The organism is Enterobacter quasihormaechei (genome assembly GCF_004331385.1).
In the GTDB taxonomy this organism is placed as follows: domain Bacteria; phylum Pseudomonadota; class Gammaproteobacteria; order Enterobacterales; family Enterobacteriaceae; genus Enterobacter; species Enterobacter quasihormaechei.
Window position 1 is genome coordinate 134,770 of record NZ_SJON01000007.1, and the last position, 20,302, is coordinate 155,071.

At 51.7% G+C, this 20,302-nt stretch carries 21 protein-coding genes; 6 read left to right on the forward strand and 15 right to left on the reverse strand.

Translation table 11 applies throughout. From position 1 onward, the window contains the following. Positions 1-28: 28 nt before the first annotated feature. Positions 29-757, reverse strand: coding sequence for a TonB system transport protein TonB (gene tonB / locus E0L16_RS11655; protein ID WP_074177750.1), 729 nt, complete (start codon positions 755-757; stop codon positions 29-31). A 221-nt stretch (positions 758-978) separates the two neighbouring features. Between tonB and E0L16_RS11660 the strand changes: the two genes are divergently transcribed. After that, positions 979-1,275: a YciI family protein gene (locus E0L16_RS11660; RefSeq protein WP_063452254.1), complete on the forward strand. Its 297-nt coding sequence runs from the start codon at positions 979-981 to the stop codon at positions 1,273-1,275. 32 nt (positions 1,276-1,307) lie between these two features. Here the strand turns inward: E0L16_RS11660 and leuE are convergent, their stop codons facing one another. Beyond that, positions 1,308-1,943 (reverse strand): leucine efflux protein LeuE, encoded by a 636-nt coding sequence (gene leuE, locus E0L16_RS11665; RefSeq protein ID WP_063866543.1) that lies wholly within the window; start codon positions 1,941-1,943, stop codon positions 1,308-1,310. 134 nt (positions 1,944-2,077) lie between these two features. Beyond that, complete coding sequence (locus tag E0L16_RS11670) at positions 2,078-2,251, reverse strand: YciY family protein (protein WP_017384232.1); 174 nt, start codon at positions 2,249-2,251, stop codon at positions 2,078-2,080. A 143-nt stretch (positions 2,252-2,394) separates the two neighbouring features. Here E0L16_RS11670 and cls point away from each other — a divergent pair, with 143 nt between their 5' ends. Together cls and E0L16_RS11680 are read left to right on the forward strand one after the other, a co-directional pair. Beyond that, on the forward strand, positions 2,395-3,855 hold the full coding sequence (gene cls, locus E0L16_RS11675; protein WP_063452252.1) for a cardiolipin synthase: 1,461 nt from the start codon (positions 2,395-2,397) through the stop codon (positions 3,853-3,855). Positions 3,856-3,888: 33 nt separating this feature from the next. Further along, on the forward strand, positions 3,889-4,218 hold the full coding sequence (locus tag E0L16_RS11680) for an HI1450 family dsDNA-mimic protein (protein ID WP_006810881.1): 330 nt from the start codon (positions 3,889-3,891) through the stop codon (positions 4,216-4,218). Between the two features lie 31 nt (positions 4,219-4,249). Here the strand turns inward: E0L16_RS11680 and E0L16_RS11685 are convergent, their stop codons facing one another. From E0L16_RS11685 to oppA, 6 genes are all read right to left on the reverse strand, one after another. Continuing rightward, a complete protein-coding gene (locus E0L16_RS11685) occupies positions 4,250-5,116 on the reverse strand; it encodes an ion transporter (RefSeq protein WP_207388504.1) in 867 nt (288 codons plus the stop codon). Between the two features lie 14 nt (positions 5,117-5,130). Then, positions 5,131-6,135 (reverse strand): murein tripeptide/oligopeptide ABC transporter ATP-binding protein OppF, encoded by a 1,005-nt coding sequence (oppF, locus tag E0L16_RS11690; protein ID WP_003856743.1) that lies wholly within the window; start codon positions 6,133-6,135, stop codon positions 5,131-5,133. Continuing rightward, on the reverse strand, positions 6,132-7,145 hold the full coding sequence (oppD, locus tag E0L16_RS11695) for an ABC transporter ATP-binding protein (RefSeq protein WP_131636980.1): 1,014 nt from the start codon (positions 7,143-7,145) through the stop codon (positions 6,132-6,134). The genes oppF and oppD overlap by 4 nt, the downstream gene beginning before the upstream one ends. 11 nt (positions 7,146-7,156) lie before the next feature. Further along, positions 7,157-8,065: an oligopeptide ABC transporter permease OppC gene (gene oppC / locus E0L16_RS11700; RefSeq protein ID WP_003856740.1), complete on the reverse strand. Its 909-nt coding sequence runs from the start codon at positions 8,063-8,065 to the stop codon at positions 7,157-7,159. Positions 8,066-8,077: 12 nt separating this feature from the next. After that, positions 8,078-8,998: an oligopeptide ABC transporter permease OppB gene (oppB, locus tag E0L16_RS11705; RefSeq protein WP_063452249.1), complete on the reverse strand. Its 921-nt coding sequence runs from the start codon at positions 8,996-8,998 to the stop codon at positions 8,078-8,080. An 82-nt stretch (positions 8,999-9,080) separates the two neighbouring features. Beyond that, positions 9,081-10,712 carry an oligopeptide ABC transporter substrate-binding protein OppA gene (gene oppA, locus E0L16_RS11710; protein WP_131636981.1) on the reverse strand — a complete coding sequence of 544 codons (1,632 nt, stop codon included), beginning with the start codon at positions 10,710-10,712 and terminating at the stop codon, positions 9,081-9,083. A 446-nt stretch (positions 10,713-11,158) separates the two neighbouring features. Between oppA and E0L16_RS11715 the strand changes: the two genes are divergently transcribed. Continuing rightward, positions 11,159-11,443, forward strand: a complete 285-nt coding sequence (locus tag E0L16_RS11715; RefSeq protein ID WP_131636982.1) for a hypothetical protein — start codon at positions 11,159-11,161, stop codon at positions 11,441-11,443. A gap of 38 nt (positions 11,444-11,481) precedes the next feature. Here the strand turns inward: E0L16_RS11715 and E0L16_RS11720 are convergent, their stop codons facing one another. After that, positions 11,482-12,129 (reverse strand): YchE family NAAT transporter, encoded by a 648-nt coding sequence (locus tag E0L16_RS11720; RefSeq protein ID WP_063452247.1) that lies wholly within the window; start codon positions 12,127-12,129, stop codon positions 11,482-11,484. A 480-nt stretch (positions 12,130-12,609) separates the two neighbouring features. Between E0L16_RS11720 and adhE the strand changes: the two genes are divergently transcribed. Continuing rightward, positions 12,610-15,291: a bifunctional acetaldehyde-CoA/alcohol dehydrogenase gene (adhE, locus tag E0L16_RS11725; protein WP_131636983.1), complete on the forward strand. Its 2,682-nt coding sequence runs from the start codon at positions 12,610-12,612 to the stop codon at positions 15,289-15,291. Between the two features lie 70 nt (positions 15,292-15,361). Here the strand turns inward: adhE and tdk are convergent, their stop codons facing one another. Further along, positions 15,362-15,976, reverse strand: coding sequence for a thymidine kinase (gene tdk, locus E0L16_RS11730; RefSeq protein WP_063452325.1), 615 nt, complete (start codon positions 15,974-15,976; stop codon positions 15,362-15,364). Positions 15,977-16,017: 41 nt separating this feature from the next. Further along, positions 16,018-16,206, reverse strand: a complete 189-nt coding sequence (locus E0L16_RS22050) for a hypothetical protein (RefSeq protein WP_165498412.1) — start codon at positions 16,204-16,206, stop codon at positions 16,018-16,020. Between the two features lie 320 nt (positions 16,207-16,526). Here E0L16_RS22050 and hns point away from each other — a divergent pair, with 320 nt between their 5' ends. Continuing rightward, on the forward strand, positions 16,527-16,940 hold the full coding sequence (gene hns, locus E0L16_RS11735; RefSeq protein WP_003856724.1) for a histone-like nucleoid-structuring protein H-NS: 414 nt from the start codon (positions 16,527-16,529) through the stop codon (positions 16,938-16,940). Positions 16,941-17,142: 202 nt separating this feature from the next. Here the strand turns inward: hns and galU are convergent, their stop codons facing one another. The 3 genes from galU to rssA all read right to left on the reverse strand — a co-directional run bounded on the left by galU (position 17,143) and on the right by rssA (position 20,253). Beyond that, positions 17,143-18,048, reverse strand: coding sequence for a UTP--glucose-1-phosphate uridylyltransferase GalU (galU, locus tag E0L16_RS11740; protein WP_063452245.1), 906 nt, complete (start codon positions 18,046-18,048; stop codon positions 17,143-17,145). A gap of 199 nt (positions 18,049-18,247) precedes the next feature. Then, a complete protein-coding gene (rssB, locus tag E0L16_RS11745) occupies positions 18,248-19,261 on the reverse strand; it encodes a two-component system response regulator RssB (protein ID WP_063866538.1) in 1,014 nt (337 codons plus the stop codon). Between the two features lie 89 nt (positions 19,262-19,350). After that, complete coding sequence (gene rssA / locus E0L16_RS11750; RefSeq protein ID WP_063866537.1) at positions 19,351-20,253, reverse strand: patatin-like phospholipase RssA; 903 nt, start codon at positions 20,251-20,253, stop codon at positions 19,351-19,353. Between the last annotated feature and the right edge of the window lie 49 nt (positions 20,254-20,302).

Genomic DNA, 20,302 nt, shown 5'->3' on the forward strand with positions numbered 1-20,302 from the left:
CCTCCTTGCGGAGGCTTCTTTTTGGCCGTTATTCCATCTGCGCCCCGCCGTTCAGGCGGAAGACAATGTTCACAACCAGCCCGCTGCCGGGTTTACCGGCCTCGTAGCGCCACCTGCGCATGGCCGATTTCACTTCACGTTCAAACATATTCGCCGGCTGGGCGGAGAGGATTTGCACGTTATCAACGCGACCGTCGGCGGTGACGTCAAATTTCACCCTTACGCGCCCCTCAATGCGTAACGCCTGCGCGCGCGCCGGGTACTGCGGCTGATTACGGCTCAGCGCGCGCGGGCCCGCTGGCGCGGTTACCGTCGGTTTCGTCGCGGTCGCGGTGTTATTCATCAGCGGACGCGACGGCGCGGCATTTTCAACCGGTTGCGTGGCGCGTGGCTCTACCGGACGCACTTCACGTTTAGGACGCTCTTCCACCTTTTTAACCGGCTTGGGTTTTGGCTTCGGTTTAGGTTTAGGTTTTGGCTCTGGCTTATGGATCACCACCGGCGCTTCTTTCGGCGGCTCAGGAACTGGCTCGGGTTCGGGCTCCGGTTCAACAACGGGCTGTGGCGGCGGCGGCGCAACCTGCGGCGGCTCAAGATCCGCAGGCGATACCATGGTCACAGAAATTGGCTGCGCTGGCGCCGGCATTTCAATAACCTGATGAACCGAGGTATAGAGCAGACCCGCCACGACAGCACCGTGAATAACGACGGAAAGCAGCGTCGGCCATGGAAAGCGGCGAGGTAAATCAAGGGTCATCGAAGTCATAATCATCAACGTTAAAAAACCGAACTTCGATTTTAAATGCAAATAGCAATCATATTCAATAAGACACTTTGTCCTGGCGCAATTTAAGCGCGTAAGCGGGCAAAAAAGGGGCATCCAGATCAGGGTTTTAACAATGTGATTATCTTTACATTGCAGTCATTTGTGCTTTCACATAACGTAATTGTCACTTTCACCGGTTAAGGAGCTTTGCCGTGCTTTACGTGATTTACGCTGAAGATGTACATGATTCTCTGGAAAAACGTCTTTCCGTTCGCCCTGCCCATCTGGCGCGCTTACAATTGCTACAGGATGAAGGCCGTTTGCTGACCGCGGGCCCGATGCCTGCCGTTGACAGCAACGATCCGGGAGCGGCAGGTTTTACCGGCTCCACGGTGATTGCCGAATTTGAATCTCTGGAAGCCGCGCAGGCGTGGGCAGAAGCAGACCCGTACGTCGCAGCCGGCGTGTACGAGAAAGTCACGGTTCGTCCGTATAAAAAAGTGTTCTAAAAGAAAGGCTCCCTCAGGAGCCTTTTCTTCATTCAGTGCAGCGACGCCAGCCTCGCCGCAAAGCCGACAAACAGCAGACCGATCAGCCCATTCCCCAGCTTCGCCAGTTTCTTTTTGGTTTTCAGGTAACGCGTCACAAACGCGCCTGAGAAAATCAGGAAGCTCATGTACATGAAGCTAATCAGCTCAAGCGTTGTGGCGAGGATCAGGAACGACGTGCCGGTATTCTTCGCGTTTACATCGATGAACTGGACGAAGAACGACACGTAAAAGAGAATCGCTTTCGGGTTCGTCAGGCTCAATACCAGCGAACGCTTGAGGATCGCGCTTGCCGGTTCGGCGCTGTTATCATGTGTATTATTCTGACGGTTAATAACGGACCAGAGCATTTTCCCACCCAGCCACAGCAGGTAAAACGCCCCGAGGTAGCGGACGATATTGAATAACACCGGCGTGGTCTGGATTAGCGCGGCGACGCCCGCCCAGGCCAGAAACATCAGCACCGCGTCACCAATAAATACACCGGTGGCGGCCAGATACCCTTTTTTCACGCCGTGGCCAATCCCTGTTTTTAGCACAAACAAGGTGTTCGGTCCTGGAACCAGCACGATAAAAAACGCGCCGACAACATAGGTCCAGAAATTCAGTACACCAAACTCCGCAAACACGTCTCACTCCTTTTGCTCAAAACAAAGGGAATATCGCCGCAACGTCGATATTCCCGAAATCTGAAACTGTATACCGTTAAAGCCGCAAACCGCGTCAGTTAAACAACGGGCACCTTTCGGTGCCCTCAGGGTTATCAGATGTCCTGGACCGCGAACAACAGCGCATTACGGTGTCTGTTCAGCCCACATTTTCTGATGGCGTGGATACGCATATTGCGGCGGGATTGTGCTTCCAGCCAACGAGCCTTACGACGACTCACCTGTCGCAACATGCGCCAGCGCCCGACTTCAGTTCTACTGCGCTTCATGTCTACAACTCTTTCTCTAACAGAGATGCCATTATAAGCCTAAGCGGGCGGCAAACCAGCGCTTTTATCTGCCGTTTTTATTTGCCAGATGAATCCTGATGCGTAAACTCATAACAATACGCTTTCAAAAGGATTTTTTATTTATGACAACCTTCTACACCGTGGTGAGTTGGCTGGTCATTTTAGGATACTGGCTGTTAATTGCCGGGGTGACGTTGCGCATTCTGATGAAGCGCAGAGCGGTCCCTTCCGCCATGGCCTGGCTTCTGATTATCTACATTCTCCCGCTGGTGGGCATAATCGCCTATCTCTCTTTTGGTGAACTTCATCTGGGTAAACGCCGGGCCGAACGCGCCCGCGCCATGTGGCCCTCCACGGCGAAATGGCTTGCCGATCTCAAAGCCTGCAAGCATATCTTTGCCGAAGAGAACAGCAGCGTGGCGTCGTCCCTGTTCAAGCTGTGCGAACGCCGCCAGGGGATCGCCGGTGTAAAAGGCAACCAGCTCCAGTTGATGACCTCTTCCGATGATGTGATGCAGGCGCTGATCAGGGACATTCAACTTGCCCGACATAATATCGAGATTGTGTTTTACATCTGGCAGCCGGGCGGCATGGCGGACCAGGTAGCCGAATCGCTGATGGCGGCTGCACGTCGCGGTATCCACTGCCGCCTGATGCTGGACTCCGCCGGCAGCGTGGCCTTTTTCCGCAGTCCGTGGGCCGGCATGATGCGCAATGCCGGTATCGAGGTGGTCGAGGCGCTGAAGGTGAATCTTTTCCGCGTATTTCTGCGGCGCATGGATCTCCGCCAGCACCGAAAAATGGTTCTGATCGATAACTATATCGCCTACACTGGCAGCATGAATATGGTTGACCCCCGCTTCTTCAAACAGGATTCCGGCGTGGGGCAATGGATTGATTTGATGGCTCGCATGGAAGGCCCGGTGGCAACGTCTATGGGCATCGTCTACTCCTGCGACTGGGAAATCGAAACCGGCAAACGCATTCTTCCCCCGCCGCCGGACGGCAATATCATGCCGTTTGAGGAAGCCAGCGGGCACACTATTCATACCATTGCCTCCGGTCCTGGCTTCCCGGAAGATCTGATCCATCAGGCACTGCTTACCGCCGCGTACTCAGCGCGTGAATATCTGATCATGACCACGCCCTATTTCGTTCCCAGCGACGACCTTCTGCATGCCATCTGTACGGCGGCGCAGCGCGGAGTGGATGTGAGCATTATTATGCCGCGCAAGAACGATTCGCTGCTGGTCGGGTGGGCAAGCCGTGCGTTTTTCAGCGAGCTGCTGGCCGCGGGCGTGAAAATCTATCAGTTTGAAGGTGGGCTGCTGCACACCAAGAGCGTGCTGGTGGACGGAGAGCTCAGCCTGGTGGGCACCGTCAACCTCGATATGCGGAGCCTGTGGCTGAATTTTGAAATTACGCTGGTCATTGATGACGCCGGGTTTGGCGGCGATCTGGCGGCGGTTCAGGACGATTATATTTCCCGTTCACGCCTGCTGGACGCCAGGCTGTGGGCGAAACGTCCGCTGTGGCAGCGAATTGCCGAACGACTGTTTTACTTCTTTAGTCCGTTGCTGTAAAACGTGCCCAACGATGTTTAACAGGTAGTCATCATGGAAATGGATCTGAACAATCGCCTGACCGAAGACGAAACGCTCGAGCAGGCCTACGATATTTTTCTCGAACTGGCGGTCGATAATCTCGACCCGGCTGACGTGATTCTTTTCAACCTGCAATTTGAAGAGCGTGGCGGCGCCGAGCTGTTCGATCCGTCTGAAGACTGGGCCGAACACGTCGATTTTGACCTCAACCCGGATTTCTTCGCCGAAGTGGTGATTGGGCTGGCGGACGAAGACGGCGGCGAAATTAACGACATCTTTGCGCGCGTGCTGCTGTGCCGCGAAAAAGACCACAAGCTGTGCCATATTCTCTGGCGCGAATAATAAAAAAGGCTGCCATCGCAGCCTTTTTTAATTAATCCGGTAAGGCATTTCCACAGCGGTGACAAAACCGCGCGCCGGGTTCATGATTCCCCTGCTGACACCGCGTGCATTTACGCTGCCGTTTGCTGCCCTGAAACGCGCTGCTCATGTGGGTGGTAATTAGCCCCGTCGGGATCGCTATAACCGAATAGCCGATCAGGATCAGAACGGATGCCACGATTCTTCCGAGCGGCGTATGCGGCGTAATATCCCCGTAGCCCACGGTCGTCACCGTGACGATGGCCCAGTAAACGGAAGCATTAAGCGTGGTAAACCCGTACTTCGGCCCTTCAATTAAATACATCAGAGAGCCAAACACGATCATCACGATGGCAATAAACGAATAGAAGAGAATAAGCTGGTGGCGGGCGCTAACAATCGCGACACAAAACACCCGCAGCGACGGCATAAAGCGCAGCAGCTTCAGAATGCGCAACACGCGAATCGCCCGCATTGCGCGCCAGGCAAACACATAGTTCAGGCTTATTTCCGGCCACAGCCACATAACGTACAGCGGCAGAATGGTGGCTAAATCAATAAAACCCCAAAAGCTAAAAACATATTTTGCCGGATTTGGCCAGCTAATGACCCTGAGCACATATTCTGCGGTAAACACCAGCGTGACGATTAATTCCAGCCAGACAAATACGTGCCACTCCTCATACGTCATGTGGTACTGCGTGCCGGCGCCGGATTCGATAAAGATAATAATGACGCTAATCAGCGCAAATAAACCGCACAGTCCTTCGAAGCGGCGACCGGAAACCGTTTGAGGATCAAATAAGAAATGATACAGCCGCTGACGGGCCGACGTGAGTAATCGCGACACATTAACCTCGAAAATAAGGGCTGACATCATGTCAGCCCTTGCGATTATAACGGGTCTACTTTCAGGCAGGAAACCGCATGTCGGAAACTGCCTTCCAGAACCGGACGCGTTTTTGCACATTCCGGCCCGGCGATGGGGCACCGCGTACGGAATACGCAGCCTGAAGGCGGATTGATTGGCGAAGGCAGTTCACCTTCCAGAAGCTGGATGGTTTTATTCTTTTCCAGATCGGGATCCGGAACGGGAACCGCAGACATCAGCGCTTTGGTGTAAGGGTGCAGCGGATTGTGGTACACCTCATCATAGGTGCCCAGCTCCACGGCGTGCCCCAGATACATTACCAGCACACGGTCTGAAATATGTTTTACCACCGCCAGATCGTGGGCGATGAAGATCAGCGATAGCCCCATTTCCCGTTGCAGTTTCTGGAGCAGATTAACAACCTGAGCCTGAATGGAAACGTCCAGCGCCGAAACCGGCTCATCACAGATAATCAGTTTCGGCTCAAGGATCAACGCACGTGCGATGCCGATACGCTGACACTGACCGCCGGAAAACTCGTGTGGATAGCGGTTGATGAGGTTAGGCAACAGACCCACCTTGAGCATCATCGCTTTCACGCGGTCGCGCACTTCCTGACGCGGCATCTTAGGATGATAGGTACGCAGCGGCTCGGCAATGATTTCACCGATGGTCATACGCGGGTTCAGGGACGCCAGAGGATCCTGGAAAATCATCTGGATATCGCTGCGCACGTCGCGCCACTCATCCGGCTTCATCCCCAGCAGATCTTTGCCCAGCCAGGCCACTTTGCCGTCGGTGGCTTTCACCAGGCCGATGATCGCACGTGCAAACGTCGATTTGCCGCAGCCGGATTCGCCCACCACGCCCAGAGTTTCCCCTTCGTACAGGCGCAGCGTAACGCCATCCACTGCCTTCAGGGTTTTGGCAGGCTGCCAGAACCACTGTTTGCCGTCTTTGATATCGAAATGGACCTTCAGGTCAGCGATTTCGAGCAGCACATTTCTTTTTTCGTCGATTGCGTTCATACCAGCTCCTCCTGCGGCTTAAAGCAGGCGCGCAGACGGCCTGGGGCAAACGCTTCCAGCGGCGGTGCGCTGTTACAAATTTCCATCGCGTGCGGACAACGCGGCTGGAACGGACAACCTTTCGGTAGACGCAGCAGGTTTGGCGGGTTGCCCGGGATGGTCAGCAGGGACTCCCCTTCCGCATCAAGGCGCGGTACGGCATTCAGCAGGCCAATAGAGTACGGATGAGCGGGCTGGTAGAAGACATCGCGTGCATTACCGTATTCCATCGTGCGGCCTGCATACATGACTAATACTTTGTCGCAGATCCCGGCAACAACGCCCAAATCGTGGGTGATCATGATTATCGCGGTGTTGAACTCACGCTTAAGCTCGTTCAGCAGCGTCATGATCTGCGCCTGAACGGTCACGTCCAGGGCGGTGGTCGGTTCATCCGCGATCAGCAGTTTTGGCCGACAAAGCAACGCCATCGCGATCATGACGCGCTGACGCATGCCGCCGGAGAATTCGTGCGGGTACATGTGCATGCGCTTGCGTGCTTCAGGCATCTTCACCGCATCCAGCATTTTGACAGACTCTTCAAACGCTTCGGCTTTGCCCAGGCCCTTGTGGAGCATCAGCACTTCCATCAGCTGCTCGCCCACACGCATATAGGGGTTCAGGGAGGTCATCGGATCCTGGAAAATCATTGAAATTTGCTCGGCGCGCAGCTTGTTCAGCTCATGCTCCGGCAAATTCAGGATCTCTTTCCCGTTGAATTTCGCCGAACCGCCGATCGCACCGTTTGACGCCAGCAGGCCCATCAGCGCAAATGCGGTCTGGGATTTACCGGACCCGGATTCGCCCACAATGCCCAGCGTTTCACCGGCACGCAGGTCGAAGTTGAGATCGTTAACGGCAGTCACATCACCGTCGGGGGTTTTAAACGTTACACGGAGGTCTTTTACGTCCAGCAGTGCGCTGGACCGCTGTTGCGCCTGTGGCGCGGTTGCCGTTTCAATAATGGTCATGACGGCGCTCCTTAACGGTCTTTCGGGTCGAGGGCATCACGCAGGCCATCGCCGATAAAGTTGAAACAGAACAGAGTAACCACCAGGAAGCCCGCCGGATACAGCAGTAGCCACGGTGATACTTCCATGGAGTTTGCGCCATCGCTTAACAGCGCGCCCCAGCTGCTCAGCGGCTCTTGCGTACCTAATCCCAGGAAGCTCAGGAAGGATTCAAACAGGATCATACTTGGCACCAGCAGGGAGGCGTACACCACGACCACGCCCAGCACGTTAGGAACGATATGACGCACCACGATATTGGCGGTAGAAACCCCACCAACCTGTGCCGCTTCGATAAACTCTTTACGTTTAAGGCTCAGCGTCTGGCCGCGGACAATACGCGCCATGTCCAGCCAGGAGACCATCCCGATGGCCACGAAGATCAGCAGGATATTTTGACCAAAGAAGGTCACCAGCAGAATAACGAAGAACATGAACGGGAAGGAGTTCAGGATTTCAAGCAGACGCATCATTACGGAGTCCACTTTCCCGCCAAGGTAACCGGAAAGCGAACCGTAAAGCGTGCCGACGATTACCGCCACCAGCGCCGCCGCGATGCCGACCATCAGGGAAATGCGGCCACCGATCGCCACGCGCACCAGCAGGTCACGGCCAGATGAATCGGTACCAAAATAGTGCCCGGATTCCATATCCGGCGCGCTGGACATCATGCCCCAGTCCGTATCGAAATAGGTGAACTGCGACAGCATTGGCGCCAGGGTGACGAACAGCGCGATAAGCACCAGCACGACCAGGCTGGCAACGGCGGCGCGGTTATGCATAAAACGACGGCGGGCGTCCTGCCAAAGGCTACGACCTTCAACCTCCAGCTTTTCACTGAAGTTTTCCAGCGCCTCGCTGTTTTTCTTACTCAACATCATGGCGTGCTCCAGTTAGTAACGGATTTTCGGGTCGATAACGGCATACAGCACATCGACAACGGCATTAAACAGAATGGTCAGCGCGCCCACGAGGATCGTAAGGCTCAGCACCAGCGAGTAGTCACGGTTAAGCGCCCCGTTAACAAACAGCTGTCCGATGCCCGGCAGGCCATAAATGGTTTCAATTACCATTGAACCGGTGATAATGCCGACGAAAGCAGGCCCCATGTAGGAGAGCACCGGTAACAGTGCAGGCTTGAGCGCATGACGGAAAATGATCCGGCGCATCGGCAGCCCTTTCGCACGGGCGGTACGGATGAAGTTCGAGTGCAGAACTTCAATCATTGAACCGCGGGTAATACGCGCGATGCTGGCAATGTACGCCAGAGATAATGCCACCATCGGCAGTATCATGAACTTCAGGGCTCCGCCGTTCCAGCCGCCACCGGGCAGCCATTTCAGGGTGATGGCGAATATCATGACCAGCAACGGCGCGACAACGAAGCTGGGAATAACCACCCCGGTCATTGCGACCCCCATGACGGTATAATCCCATCGGGTATTTTGTTTTAGCGCGGCGATAACGCCCGCAGTGACCCCGAGAACAACGGCCAGGATAAATGCAGCAGCCCCTAATTTAGCCGATACCGGGAAGCTGGACGCCACCAGGTCGTTAACGGAATAGTCTTTATATTTGAATGACGGTCCAAAATCACCGTGTGCAAGTTGCTTCAGATAATTGAAGTACTGCGTGGTAATGGGATCGTTTAAATGGTATTTCGCTTCGATGTTGGCCATGACTTCTGGCGGCAGCGTACGTTCACCGGTAAATGGACTGCCCGGCGCAAGGCGCATCATGAAGAAGGAAATTGTAATTAGAATAAATAACGTTGGAATCGCTTCAAGACAGCGACGCAGGATAAATTTCAACATTGCCCGTACCTTCTGGCGTGTGCCTGATGAATGTTACAAAGTAGACACAGTGGGGCAAGCTCGCTCGCCCCACGTATTGCCATTAATGCTTGATAATATAAAGATTCTTAACGGAAATATTATCCAACGGGTCTTTACCGGTATAACCCCCTACCCACGGTTTCACCAGGCGGGCGTTGACGTAGTAGTAAACCGGCACGATCGCAGAGTCTTTATCGAGCTGTTGTTCTGATTTCGCGTACAGATCGGCGCGCTGGGCGTCATCTGCCACTTTCAGGGTCTCGCCAATCAGCTTATCAAACGCCGGGCTCTTATAGTGTGCCGTGTTGTTTGAGCTGTCGCTGAGCATGGTGTTCAGGAAGGAGGTCGGTTCGTTATAGTCCGCACACCAGCCGGCGCGCGCCACGTCAAACGTTCCCTGGTGGCGCGTATCGAGGAAGGTTTTCCATTCCTGGTTTTCCAGCTTCACGTTCACGCCCAGGTTTTTCTTCCAGATTGACGCCACGGCGATAGCCAGTTTTTTATGCAGATCCGAGGTGTTGTACAGCAGGTTAAACGTCAGCGGCTTATCAGCGGTGTATCCGGCTTCAGCCAGCAGTTTTTTCGCTTCTTCGTTACGTTTTTCCTGGGACCATTTGAACCACTCAGGCTCAACCAGTTTCATACCGTCGGTATAAGGCGGGGTGTAGCTGTAAGCTGGCAGGTCGCCCTGATTCTTCACTTTATTAACGATAATATCGCGATCCAGAGCCAGCTTCAGCGCGGTACGCACGCGCACGTCGGTGAACGGTGCTTTCTGGTTGTTAATTTCGTAGTAGTAGGTGCACAGATAAGGATCGACGTGCACTTCTTTCGGGATCTCTTTTTTCAACTTCTGGAACAGTTCAATCGGCATGTTGTTATAGGTCATGTCGATTTCACCGCTGCGGTAGCGGTTGACGTCGGTCACTTCTGAAGCAATTGGCAGGTAGGTGACCTGATTGATTACGGTCTTCGCGTTATCCCAATACTGCGGGTTGCGCTCCAGTACCATACGTTCGTTAACGACCCAGCTTTTCAGCTTGTACGCACCGTTGGTCACGATATTCGCAGGCTGCGTCCATTTTTCACCAAATTTTTCTACAGCGGATTTTGGTACCGGGGAAACAGACGGGTGAACCAGCAGCTTATAGAAGTACGGAACAGGCTCGCTCAACGTTACTTCAAAGGTGTTGGCATCAATGGCTTTTACGCCCAGATCGGTAACAGGCTTTTTGCCCGTGATGATGTCATCAATATTGGCAATATGACCGTACTGAAGGTAACTCGCATACGGGGAGGCGGTATTCGGATCCGCCAGACGCTGCCAGCTGTAAACGAAATCTTCGGCGGTAACCGGCGTACCGTCGGACCATTTGGCATCTTTACGCAGATGGAAGGTCCAGACTTTAAAATCTTTATTGTCCCATTTTTCCGCCACGCCCGGTGCCGGGTGGCCGTCTACGTCCGTCACCAACAGACCTTCAAACAGATCGCGGTTAACGTTAGACTCTGGAACACCTTCAATTTTGTGCGGATCGAGAGACTGCACTTCCGCACCGTTATTACGCACCAGCGTTTGCTTCTCAGCCAGCTGAACACCGGCAGGAACGTCCGCAGCCATTGCAGCGTTGCCCGCGATTAGCGCAGTTAAAATCCCCGCCGCTACCAGACTTTTTTTTGTGATGATGGACATTGTGTTGATACTCCACTCATTATAATGACTGGCCTTCGCCAGTTGTGTAATCCCCTGTCGGGGCCTGTACAGCGCAGGAGTTTTTTTTGCTACTGTCAGGTTCTTTTTTTACTTCTTGCTATCACCGACTTCATTATTACTGACCGCTCGTACGGCGATCTTGCGTCGATTCTTTACACCTCTCCCCTGTCAGAGAGATGCATTGGATATCTTTCGTGAGGTCTATATGAAAATAGTTCTCATCAACTTGATTAATGCTGCGAAATATAAGGCCGGAAAGTACCAAATGGTGCCAACTCTCGCCAATACATTTTGCAAATTTGTTAAGCATTTCTCTTTTACGGTGGATGGCTCACCTAAGCCATAAATCTTAAACCCCACCAATACAAAATAAAAACACTTGCAATCAAAGGGTTACAAGAATGACTCACTGAAAACGTAATGCCATGACCAATCTCAACGATTTTTCACGAAAATTTAACAATTGGTTATTATTTAGCACATTCGTCTGGGTCAGCCTCGAAATTACTAATATCATTTCGGTTATCTGTCAGCAAGCCCCAGAGTATCATGTGAGTAAAATAACAGAGGGTTCGAAGGATTTATACGCAGAGGGGGAAGCTGAAAATAAACAACCTCTTGAAAAACAACAAGAGAGCGTTATTAGTAGAACTTATTATGGCTGGACCGTAATTCAACTTTATTTATATGATTTGCTGATAATCACGTAAAAAAACGGAGCCGTCGGCTCCGCTCTTTCAAATGAAAGTCAATGTAATAATCCTGGGAATATGCTTTTTATACCGGTAACGATAAATTCGATGCCCAATGCCATTAACAGCAGGCCCATGATACGGGTGATCACGTTGATGCCCGTTTGTCCCAGCAAGCGAACCAGCCATGGCGCCATGCGAAAAACGCCCCAACAGCACAGCGCGAACAGCGCAATGGCGACAGAAAAGCCGATCAGATGCATCAGGCTGTGATAGCGCGTTCCCCAGACGATGGTTGAACTGATTGCCCCCGGGCCTGCCATCAGCGGCAATGCCAGCGGCACAACGCCGATGCTTTCGCGGATTGCGGTCTCTGATTTCTCCTGCTTGTTCTGTTTATCCTCCCCCAGCTTGCCGCTGATCATCGACATGGCAATCGTCACCACCAGGATCCCACCCGCTATTCGGAACGAATCAATCGAGATGCCGAAGACCTGAAGGATGGCGTCCCCCAGATAAAGAGAGGTCAGCAAGATGATAGCCACCGACAGGTTTGCCGTCAGGTTGGTTTTGTTTCTTGCGGCGGCCGTTTGATAGCTGGTCATACTAATGAAGACAGGGATGATCCCTACCGGGTTGACCAGCGCAAACAAACCGATAAAAAACTTAAAATATGTAGGGAAATCAAAGAGCGTTTGAATCACATTAAGCTCCGCAAATGAGCATGGCCAGGGAGAAACAGCGTGTCATGATAAATCCGCGCTGAAGATACGCTTTTTAGCCGCACACTTCACCAGAAATCTGTTCTAAAACGTTATCAATTCATGATGTTAAACGTTTGTATAATCAATGATAGCGCCACTTCCAATAGTTACTTAATTATTTAACACTGGAAAAATTAGCACGAAATAACCCTGCTGAAAGGTATCAGCTTAGGACAAAATTGATCCTGATCATAATTTTCGTACTCAGAAGTGAGTAATCTTGGTTACGCCGCCAGGGAGATCACCTATCAAAAAGGTATGATGCTAAGGTAAGGCTCTTTTAGTAAATTAGTGAGCATAAGCAGTGCGTAATCCTTTGTTTTACTGTGTGTTACGCAAGTGGGATCGGCACTGACTATACTGTCAGACGTATCGAGCGCTGGTTTACTAAAAGAGTTTAAACATTATCAGGAGAGCATTATGGCTGTTACCAATATCGCTGAACTGAACGCCCTCGTCGAGCGCGTTAAAAAAGCCCAGCGTGAATATGCCAATTTCACCCAAGAACAGGTTGATAAAATCTTCCGCGCGGCCGCTCTGGCTGCTGCTGATGCTCGAATCCCTCTCGCTAAAATGGCCGTTGCCGAATCCGGCATGGGTATCGTTGAAGATAAAGTGATTAAAAACCACTTTGCTTCAGAGTATATCTACAACGCCTATAAAGATGAGAAAACCTGCGGCGTGCTGTCAGAAGACGATACTTTCGGCACCATCACCATAGCAGAACCGATCGGCATCATTTGCGGTATCGTTCCAACCACTAACCCAACCTCTACCGCCATCTTCAAATCTCTTATCAGCCTGAAGACACGTAACGCAATCATTTTCTCCCCGCATCCACGTGCGAAAGACGCCACTAACAAAGCAGCCGATATCGTGCTCCAGGCGGCTATTGCGGCGGGCGCACCAAAAGATCTGATCGGCTGGATCGACCAACCTTCTGTTGAGCTGTCCAACGCCCTGATGCATCACCCGGACATTAACCTGATCCTGGCGACCGGTGGTCCTGGCATGGTTAAAGCCGCTTACAGCTCCGGTAAACCTGCTATCGGCGTAGGCGCGGGTAACACCCCGGTTGTTATTGACGAAACCGCTGACATTAAACGCGCCGTCGCGTCTGTGCTGATGTCTAAAACCTTCGATAACGGCGTTATTTGTGCATCTGAACAGTCCGTTGTCGTTGTTGATTCTGTCTACGACGCCGTTCGTGAACGTTTCGCCAGCCACGGCGGCTACCTGTTGCAGGGTAAAGAGCTGAAAGCCGTTCAGGACGTGATTCTGAAAAATGGCGCGCTGAACGCCGCTATCGTGGGTCAGCCAGCCTATAAAATTGCCGAACTCGCCGGCTTTAGCGTTCCTGCTTCCACCAAGATCCTGATTGGTGAAGTTAACGTCGTTGATGAAAGCGAGCCGTTTGCTCACGAAAAACTGTCTCCGACGCTGGCCATGTACCGTGCGAAAGATTTCGATGACGCGGTAGAAAAAGCAGAGAAACTGGTTGCCATGGGCGGTATCGGTCACACCTCTTGCCTTTACACCGACCAGGATAACCAGCCTGAGCGTGTTGCACACTTCGGTCAGAAGATGAAAACGGCACGTATCCTGATTAACACCCCGGCTTCTCAGGGTGGTATCGGTGACCTGTACAACTTCAAACTCGCACCTTCCCTGACTCTGGGTTGTGGTTCATGGGGTGGTAACTCCATCTCTGAAAACGTTGGTCCAAAACACCTGATCAACAAGAAAACCGTTGCTAAGCGAGCTGAAAACATGTTGTGGCACAAACTTCCGAAATCTATCTACTTCCGTCGTGGCTCTCTGCCAATCGCGCTGGATGAAGTGATTACTGATGGCCACAAGCGTGCGCTCATCGTGACTGACCGTTTCCTGTTCAACAATGGCTATGCAGACCAGATCACCTCTGTTCTGAAAGCGTCTGGCGTCGAAACTGAAGTCTTCTTTGAAGTTGAAGCTGACCCAACCCTGAGCGTTGTCCGTAAAGGTGCTGAACTGGCGAACTCCTTCAAACCCGATGTGATCATCGCACTGGGTGGCGGTTCCCCAATGGACGCCGCGAAAATCATGTGGGTCATGTACGAGCATCCGGAAACTCACTTCGAAGAACTGGCGCTGCGCTTTATGGATATCCGTAAACGTATCTACAAGTTCCCGAAAATGGGCGTGAAAGCGAAAATGATCGCCGTCACCACCACTTCCGGTACCGGTTCAGAAGTCACGCCATTTGCGGTTGTGACGGATGACGCAACGGGTCAGAAATACCCGCTGGCCGACTACGCGCTGACGCCAGATATGGCTATCGTTGACGCCAACCTGGTGATGGATATGCCGAAATCACTTTGTGCGTTCGGTGGTCTGGATGCGGTGACTCACGCTCTGGAAGCTTACGTTTCCGTACTGGCTTCCGAGTTCTCTGACGGTCAGGCCTTGCAGGCGCTGAAACTGCTGAAAGAAAACCTGCCAGCCTCTTACAACGAAGGTTCAAAAAACCCTGTTGCGCGTGAACGTGTACACAGTGCTGCAACCATCGCGGGCATCGCGTTTGCTAACGCCTTCCTGGGCGTGTGTCACTCCATGGCGCACAAGCTGGGTTCACAGTTCCACATTCCTCACGGTCTGGCGAACGCCCTGTTGATCAGCAACGTTATCCGCTATAACGCCAACGACAACCCAACCAAGCAGACTGCATTCAGCCAGTACGACCGCCCACAGGCTCGTCGTCGCTACGCTGAAATCGCAGACCACCTGGGTCTGAGCGCACCGGGCGACCGTACTGCCGCGAAGATCGAGAAACTGCTGGCATGGCTGGAAAGCCTGAAGGCTGAACTGGGTATTCCTAAATCTATCCGCGAAGCGGGCGTTCAGGAAGCTGACTTCCTCGCTCACGTAGATAAGCTGTCTGAAGATGCATTCGATGACCAGTGTACCGGTGCTAACCCACGCTACCCACTGATTTCCGAACTGAAACAGATCCTGCTGGATACTTATTACGGTCGTAACTTCACTGAAAGCGATATCGCTGCTGTGAAAGCTGACATCCCCGCAGTGGTAAAGGCTGACAAGAAAGCGAAGAAAAACGCTTAATTGACAGTGTGACAAAAAAACCCGCCGATGGCGGGTTTTTTTATATCTTAAAAAGAGTAAAAAATTCCTGTTACTTTCGACTGTCGCCCTGTAACGCCGTCAGCGAGCCTACAACCAGCGCCTCTTTATAATGCTTGCGGCAGACCGAGACATAGCGTTCATTGCCCCCTATCACCACCTGCTCGCCATCAGCATAAGGTTTACCGGACTGGTCAAGGCGAAGAACCATGCTTGCCTTACGGCCACAAAAGCAGATCGTTTTTAGCTCCACCAGTTTATCCGACCAGGCAAGTAAATATTGGCTGCCGGCAAATAGCTCACCACGAAAATCGGTGCGTAAACCATAGCAAAGAACGGGAATATCCAGCTCATCCACGACCTCAGAAAGCGCATGGACCTGCTCACGGGTCAGGAACTGGCTTTCGTCTACCAGGACGCAATGGACAGGCTTAGAGGCGTGCTCAGCACGAATGTCCTCCAGCAGGTCCGTTTCAGGGTTAAACAGCCTTGCAGGCGACGAGAGGCCTATTCTAGAGCTTACCTTCCCCGCCCCGAAGCGATCGTCGATTTCGGCGGTATAAACAACGGTACGCATCCCCCGCTCCTGATAATTGTATGAGGATTGCAGTAACGCCGTCGATTTCCCTGCATTCATTGCCGAATAGTAGAAATAAAGTTGTGCCATTGGCCAAAGAACCCTAATCAATGTGTAATATTCCCGATGAATCATTGTACCATATTTTGTACCGTCATCAGCCGTGGGCTGCGCGCGCAAGGCTCTTCTTTACCAATAAACCCTTTGTGGTTAGCGCAAAATAATGCGTTAAAACAGGTAGTAAAGGCATTAAGCACGGACAATAAGGCGAGCCTGGAACCAGAGATAACACTTCTTTTTATAGTGGCTTCTTCGTTCATTAAAATTCACTATTTATTAACTATTCCGGCCCTCGCTACGCTTAGCGGGGGTAATACAAAAGGCTGATATTTATCAACCGCAACTATAATTCCTGAGGTAAAAGTCACAAAACAAACATGCAAATGACAAGCTTTTGCCGTTTGAAACGATATCTCACAGACCGAGCAAACAATGAAATTTAAGTTAGCGTAATTAATAATAGCGTCGTTTATTTTGTATTTTTTGAATTCCTTACATTCCCACCTATTGCACAAGTGAAATTAACGCTCTATTATTAGGACAACAAACCCACCCCCATTATAAGTTTGAGATTACTACAATGAGCGAAGCACTTAAAATTCTGAACAACATCCGTACTCTTCGTGCGCAGGCAAGAGAATGTACCCTTGAGACGCTTGAAGAAATGCTCGAAAAATTAGAAGTTGTCGTTAACGAACGTCGTGAAGAAGAAAGCGCAGCTGCGGCTGAAATCGAAGAACGTACACGTAAACTGCAACAGTACCGCGAAATGCTGATTGCCGATGGTATCGATCCAAACGAATTGCTGAACAGCATGGCTGCGGCTAAAACCGGCACCAAAGCAAAACGTGCAGCACGTCCAGCTAAATATAGCTACATCGATGAAAACGGCGAAGAGAAAACCTGGACTGGCCAGGGTCGTACTCCTGCTGTAATCAAGAAAGCGATGGACGAACAAGGTAAACAACTGGATGACTTCCTGATCAAGGATTAATCTGGAAAGATTCTGAAAAATCCCGCCTGGTGCGGGATTTTTTATGCCCGTAATATTCGCCCGAACATCTCCTTACATTCTGTCATATTGCGAGATTCACTATTTAACGTCCTTGACAATCCGCCGACAATTACCAGGCGACAGGCATAAAAAAACCGGTGGGCATCGCCACACCGGTCTTGTTCAACAGCCTGTGGGTTTATTACTTAATACCCATGCTGCCTTTGAGCCAGGCTTTAAATTCTTCACCCAGGCTGTTATGGCGAATACCATATTCTACGAAGGCCTGCATATAACCGAGTTTATTCCCGCAGTCATGGCTCTTACCTTTCATATGGTAGGCTTCTACGGTCTCTTTCTCGATCAGCATATCGATAGCATCCGTCAGCTGGATCTCATCGCCCGCACCTGGAGGCGTTTTCGCCAACAGCGCCCAGATTTCAGCGCTCAGTACGTAACGACCCACAACAGCGAGGTTAGACGGCGCGACGTCAGCTTTAGGTTTTTCAACAACGCCAACCATCGGTACGCTTTCGCCAGGCTTCAGAGCAACACCTTTGCAGTCAACCACACCGTAAGCGGTCACGTCGTCAACTGGCTCAACCATAATCTGGCTGCTGCCGGTTTCATCAAAGCGTTTAATCATCTCTGCCAGGTTTTCTTGGGAAAGATCGGACTCGTACTCATCAAGAATCACGTCCGGCAGAATAACCGCGACCGGCTCATCACCCACTACCGGGTGTGCACACAGTACTGCGTGCCCCAGACCTTTCGCCAGGCCCTGACGAACCTGCATAATGGTAACGTGCGGAGGGCAAATAGACTGCACTTCCTCCAGCAGCTGGCGCTTAACGCGTTTTTCCAGCATCGCTTCGAGTTCGAAACTGGTATCAAAATGGTTTTCGATAGAGTTTTTAGATGAATGCGTAACCAGCACAATTTCGGTGATGCCTGCTGCAATACATTCATTCACGACATACTGGATTAATGGCTTATCAACCAGAGGCAGCATCTCTTTTGGGATTGCCTTCGTTGCTGGCAACATCCTGGTACCCAATCCCGCCACCGGGATAACGGCCTTTCTGACTTTCGAATTTAGGGCAGCCATTGAAATTCTCCTGAACTGTTCAAGTTTTGAACTTTTATGCATTGAATAACGCGTTGAGTATACAGTCTCAGCCACTAATAGGGGTCTGAAAAGAACGCGTTGCCGATCAATTAAGACAAATACGCATGAAACTTGCCGCGATAGTAGCACCGCCAGCAAAAACACAGGTAAAGCAATCTGAAAAATAAAATTTGACTGCTTACTCTGTGGACAACATTAAGCGTAACCGCCCTCCTGCCCCCCAAATTTGGCACTGCCATGAGGTGCAGCGGTGGCTAATTTGATTAAGGTAAGTATTACCCAGCGTGCCCAACGGCACGCCGTTACTCACCTGAATATGGTGTTCTCCAGTATTGAGTGTGGCATTTAAACCCGCAGACACCAGAATAAGGTTATTCAACCCGCTGTGATAATAGCCAACCAGAAGCGGGAACTGCCCCGGTAAATTGGCCTGGCGAAAAAGTTGGTTCACCTGTTTTAGCAAACTGCCTAACTCAGGAAGCCGTTGCCCCTGATGGGATAATTGTTCCTGTAGCAATCCATTAAAGAGCGCTCGCAGTAATAAGGCCGCCAAAACGCCGTTATCTCCCGCTCGGGTAACATCCAGGCAATAAAAGGCGAGGTCGGCATCCGATAACGGTGCAATATCCAGCACCAGTCCAGGCTGGTCAGCCGCTACCAGCTGGCGATAATTTACTCTGCAATGAGAAATATTTTGCTGCACCGGCGGCTGGAGTTCCTGAAGCAGCTTTGCCGCCGCGAGCGGATTACTGACTAAGGCATCCCAGTCCTGAAAAAGACGCTCCTCTTCTTCAACGCGGGAATTAAACATATTGGGATACAGGCAGGCCAATACCGTTTCACGCAGTCGGTTTAAATCTTTGACCGGTTTGAGCAGGATATCCTGCACCCCCAAACGCAATGCCCTGGCAATGTCGGCCATATTTTCGGTGGCTGAAATCACGAGTATCGGTGTCTGATAACCTTCATTACGCAGTTTTTCCACCAGCATTAAGCCGTTCATCCGCGGCATCTCGAGATCGCAGATCATCAGGTCAGGCGCAATGCTGGCCATCTTTTCCAGCGCCTCGACGCCATCTTCGGCAAGGGACGTGGTTGCACCCAGCGAGGATAACCACGAATCCAGTAGCGATCGGAAAACGGGCTCGTCTTCAACTATCAAAATGTGTTTTCCGGCCAATGGCTGTGTCATGGTTCCTCCCCTGGCTGACAGTTACTCAATAGTGGCATGCTATTAGTACTATCGCCTGTCAGATTTTGCTGAAGTAATCAAAAAAGTGCTTAACGTGCTGTACGCACAAAAGGCAACAGTTCATCTATTTTCTTTTCGACGGCTAACGAGCCCGCTGCTATGGCGGCCTCAGCACGGTGGAAATCAAGTGTAGAGATTTGCGGACAATAGGGTTGAATAAGAATATCCGGAGGATCGCCCGCCATACGGTTTCGCTTCAGGCGATTCTCGAGAATTTGTATCGAAGTCGTCATGATTTCAACGGCGTTCGGTGCGGTCACCGCACGACGCGCAGTCAGGCGCCCTATTCTGCCGCGTAAACGCGCATGCCAGGCAAGTTTCTCTTCTTCGGCATCATTGCTGTGAAGATTAACCGACATCAAATCCTGCTGCATAAGGTGAGCGTCGTGTTGTAAATCCACGGCGATGACGATATCCGCGCCCAAGGCCCGCGTCAGTGAGATAGGGACAGGATTCACTACGCCACCGTCAACGAGCCAGTAGCCGTTATGAGGCACAGGCGCCATTAACCCAGGTATACTACAGGAGGCACGTACGGCGAGATGGATATCCCCTTCAGTGAGCCATAACTCCCTGCCCGTACTGAGGTTGGTTGCAACGGCACCAAAAGGCATTTGGCAGTGACTGAAGTCAGCGAGAGGCATTATCTTACGAAACTGATTGAACACGCGTTCGCCGCGCAGCAGGCCACCACGCTGCCAGGAGAGATCCATCAGGCGCAGCACATCCCAGTAACTGAAGGAGCGCACCCAGCTTTCAAGCTCCGGAAGCTTACCGCAGGCGTACGCGGATCCGACCAGCGACCCTATCGAACACCCTGCAACAATATCAACGTCAATTCCCATCTGCTTTAAAGCATTAATAACGCCAATATGTGACCAGCCCCGGGCGGCACCTGAGCCCAACGCCAGTCCAATTTTTACCTTTCTCATTAGCCCTGTTTTACTTCCCCTGGATTCCCGACATAGCGTCAACGTAACT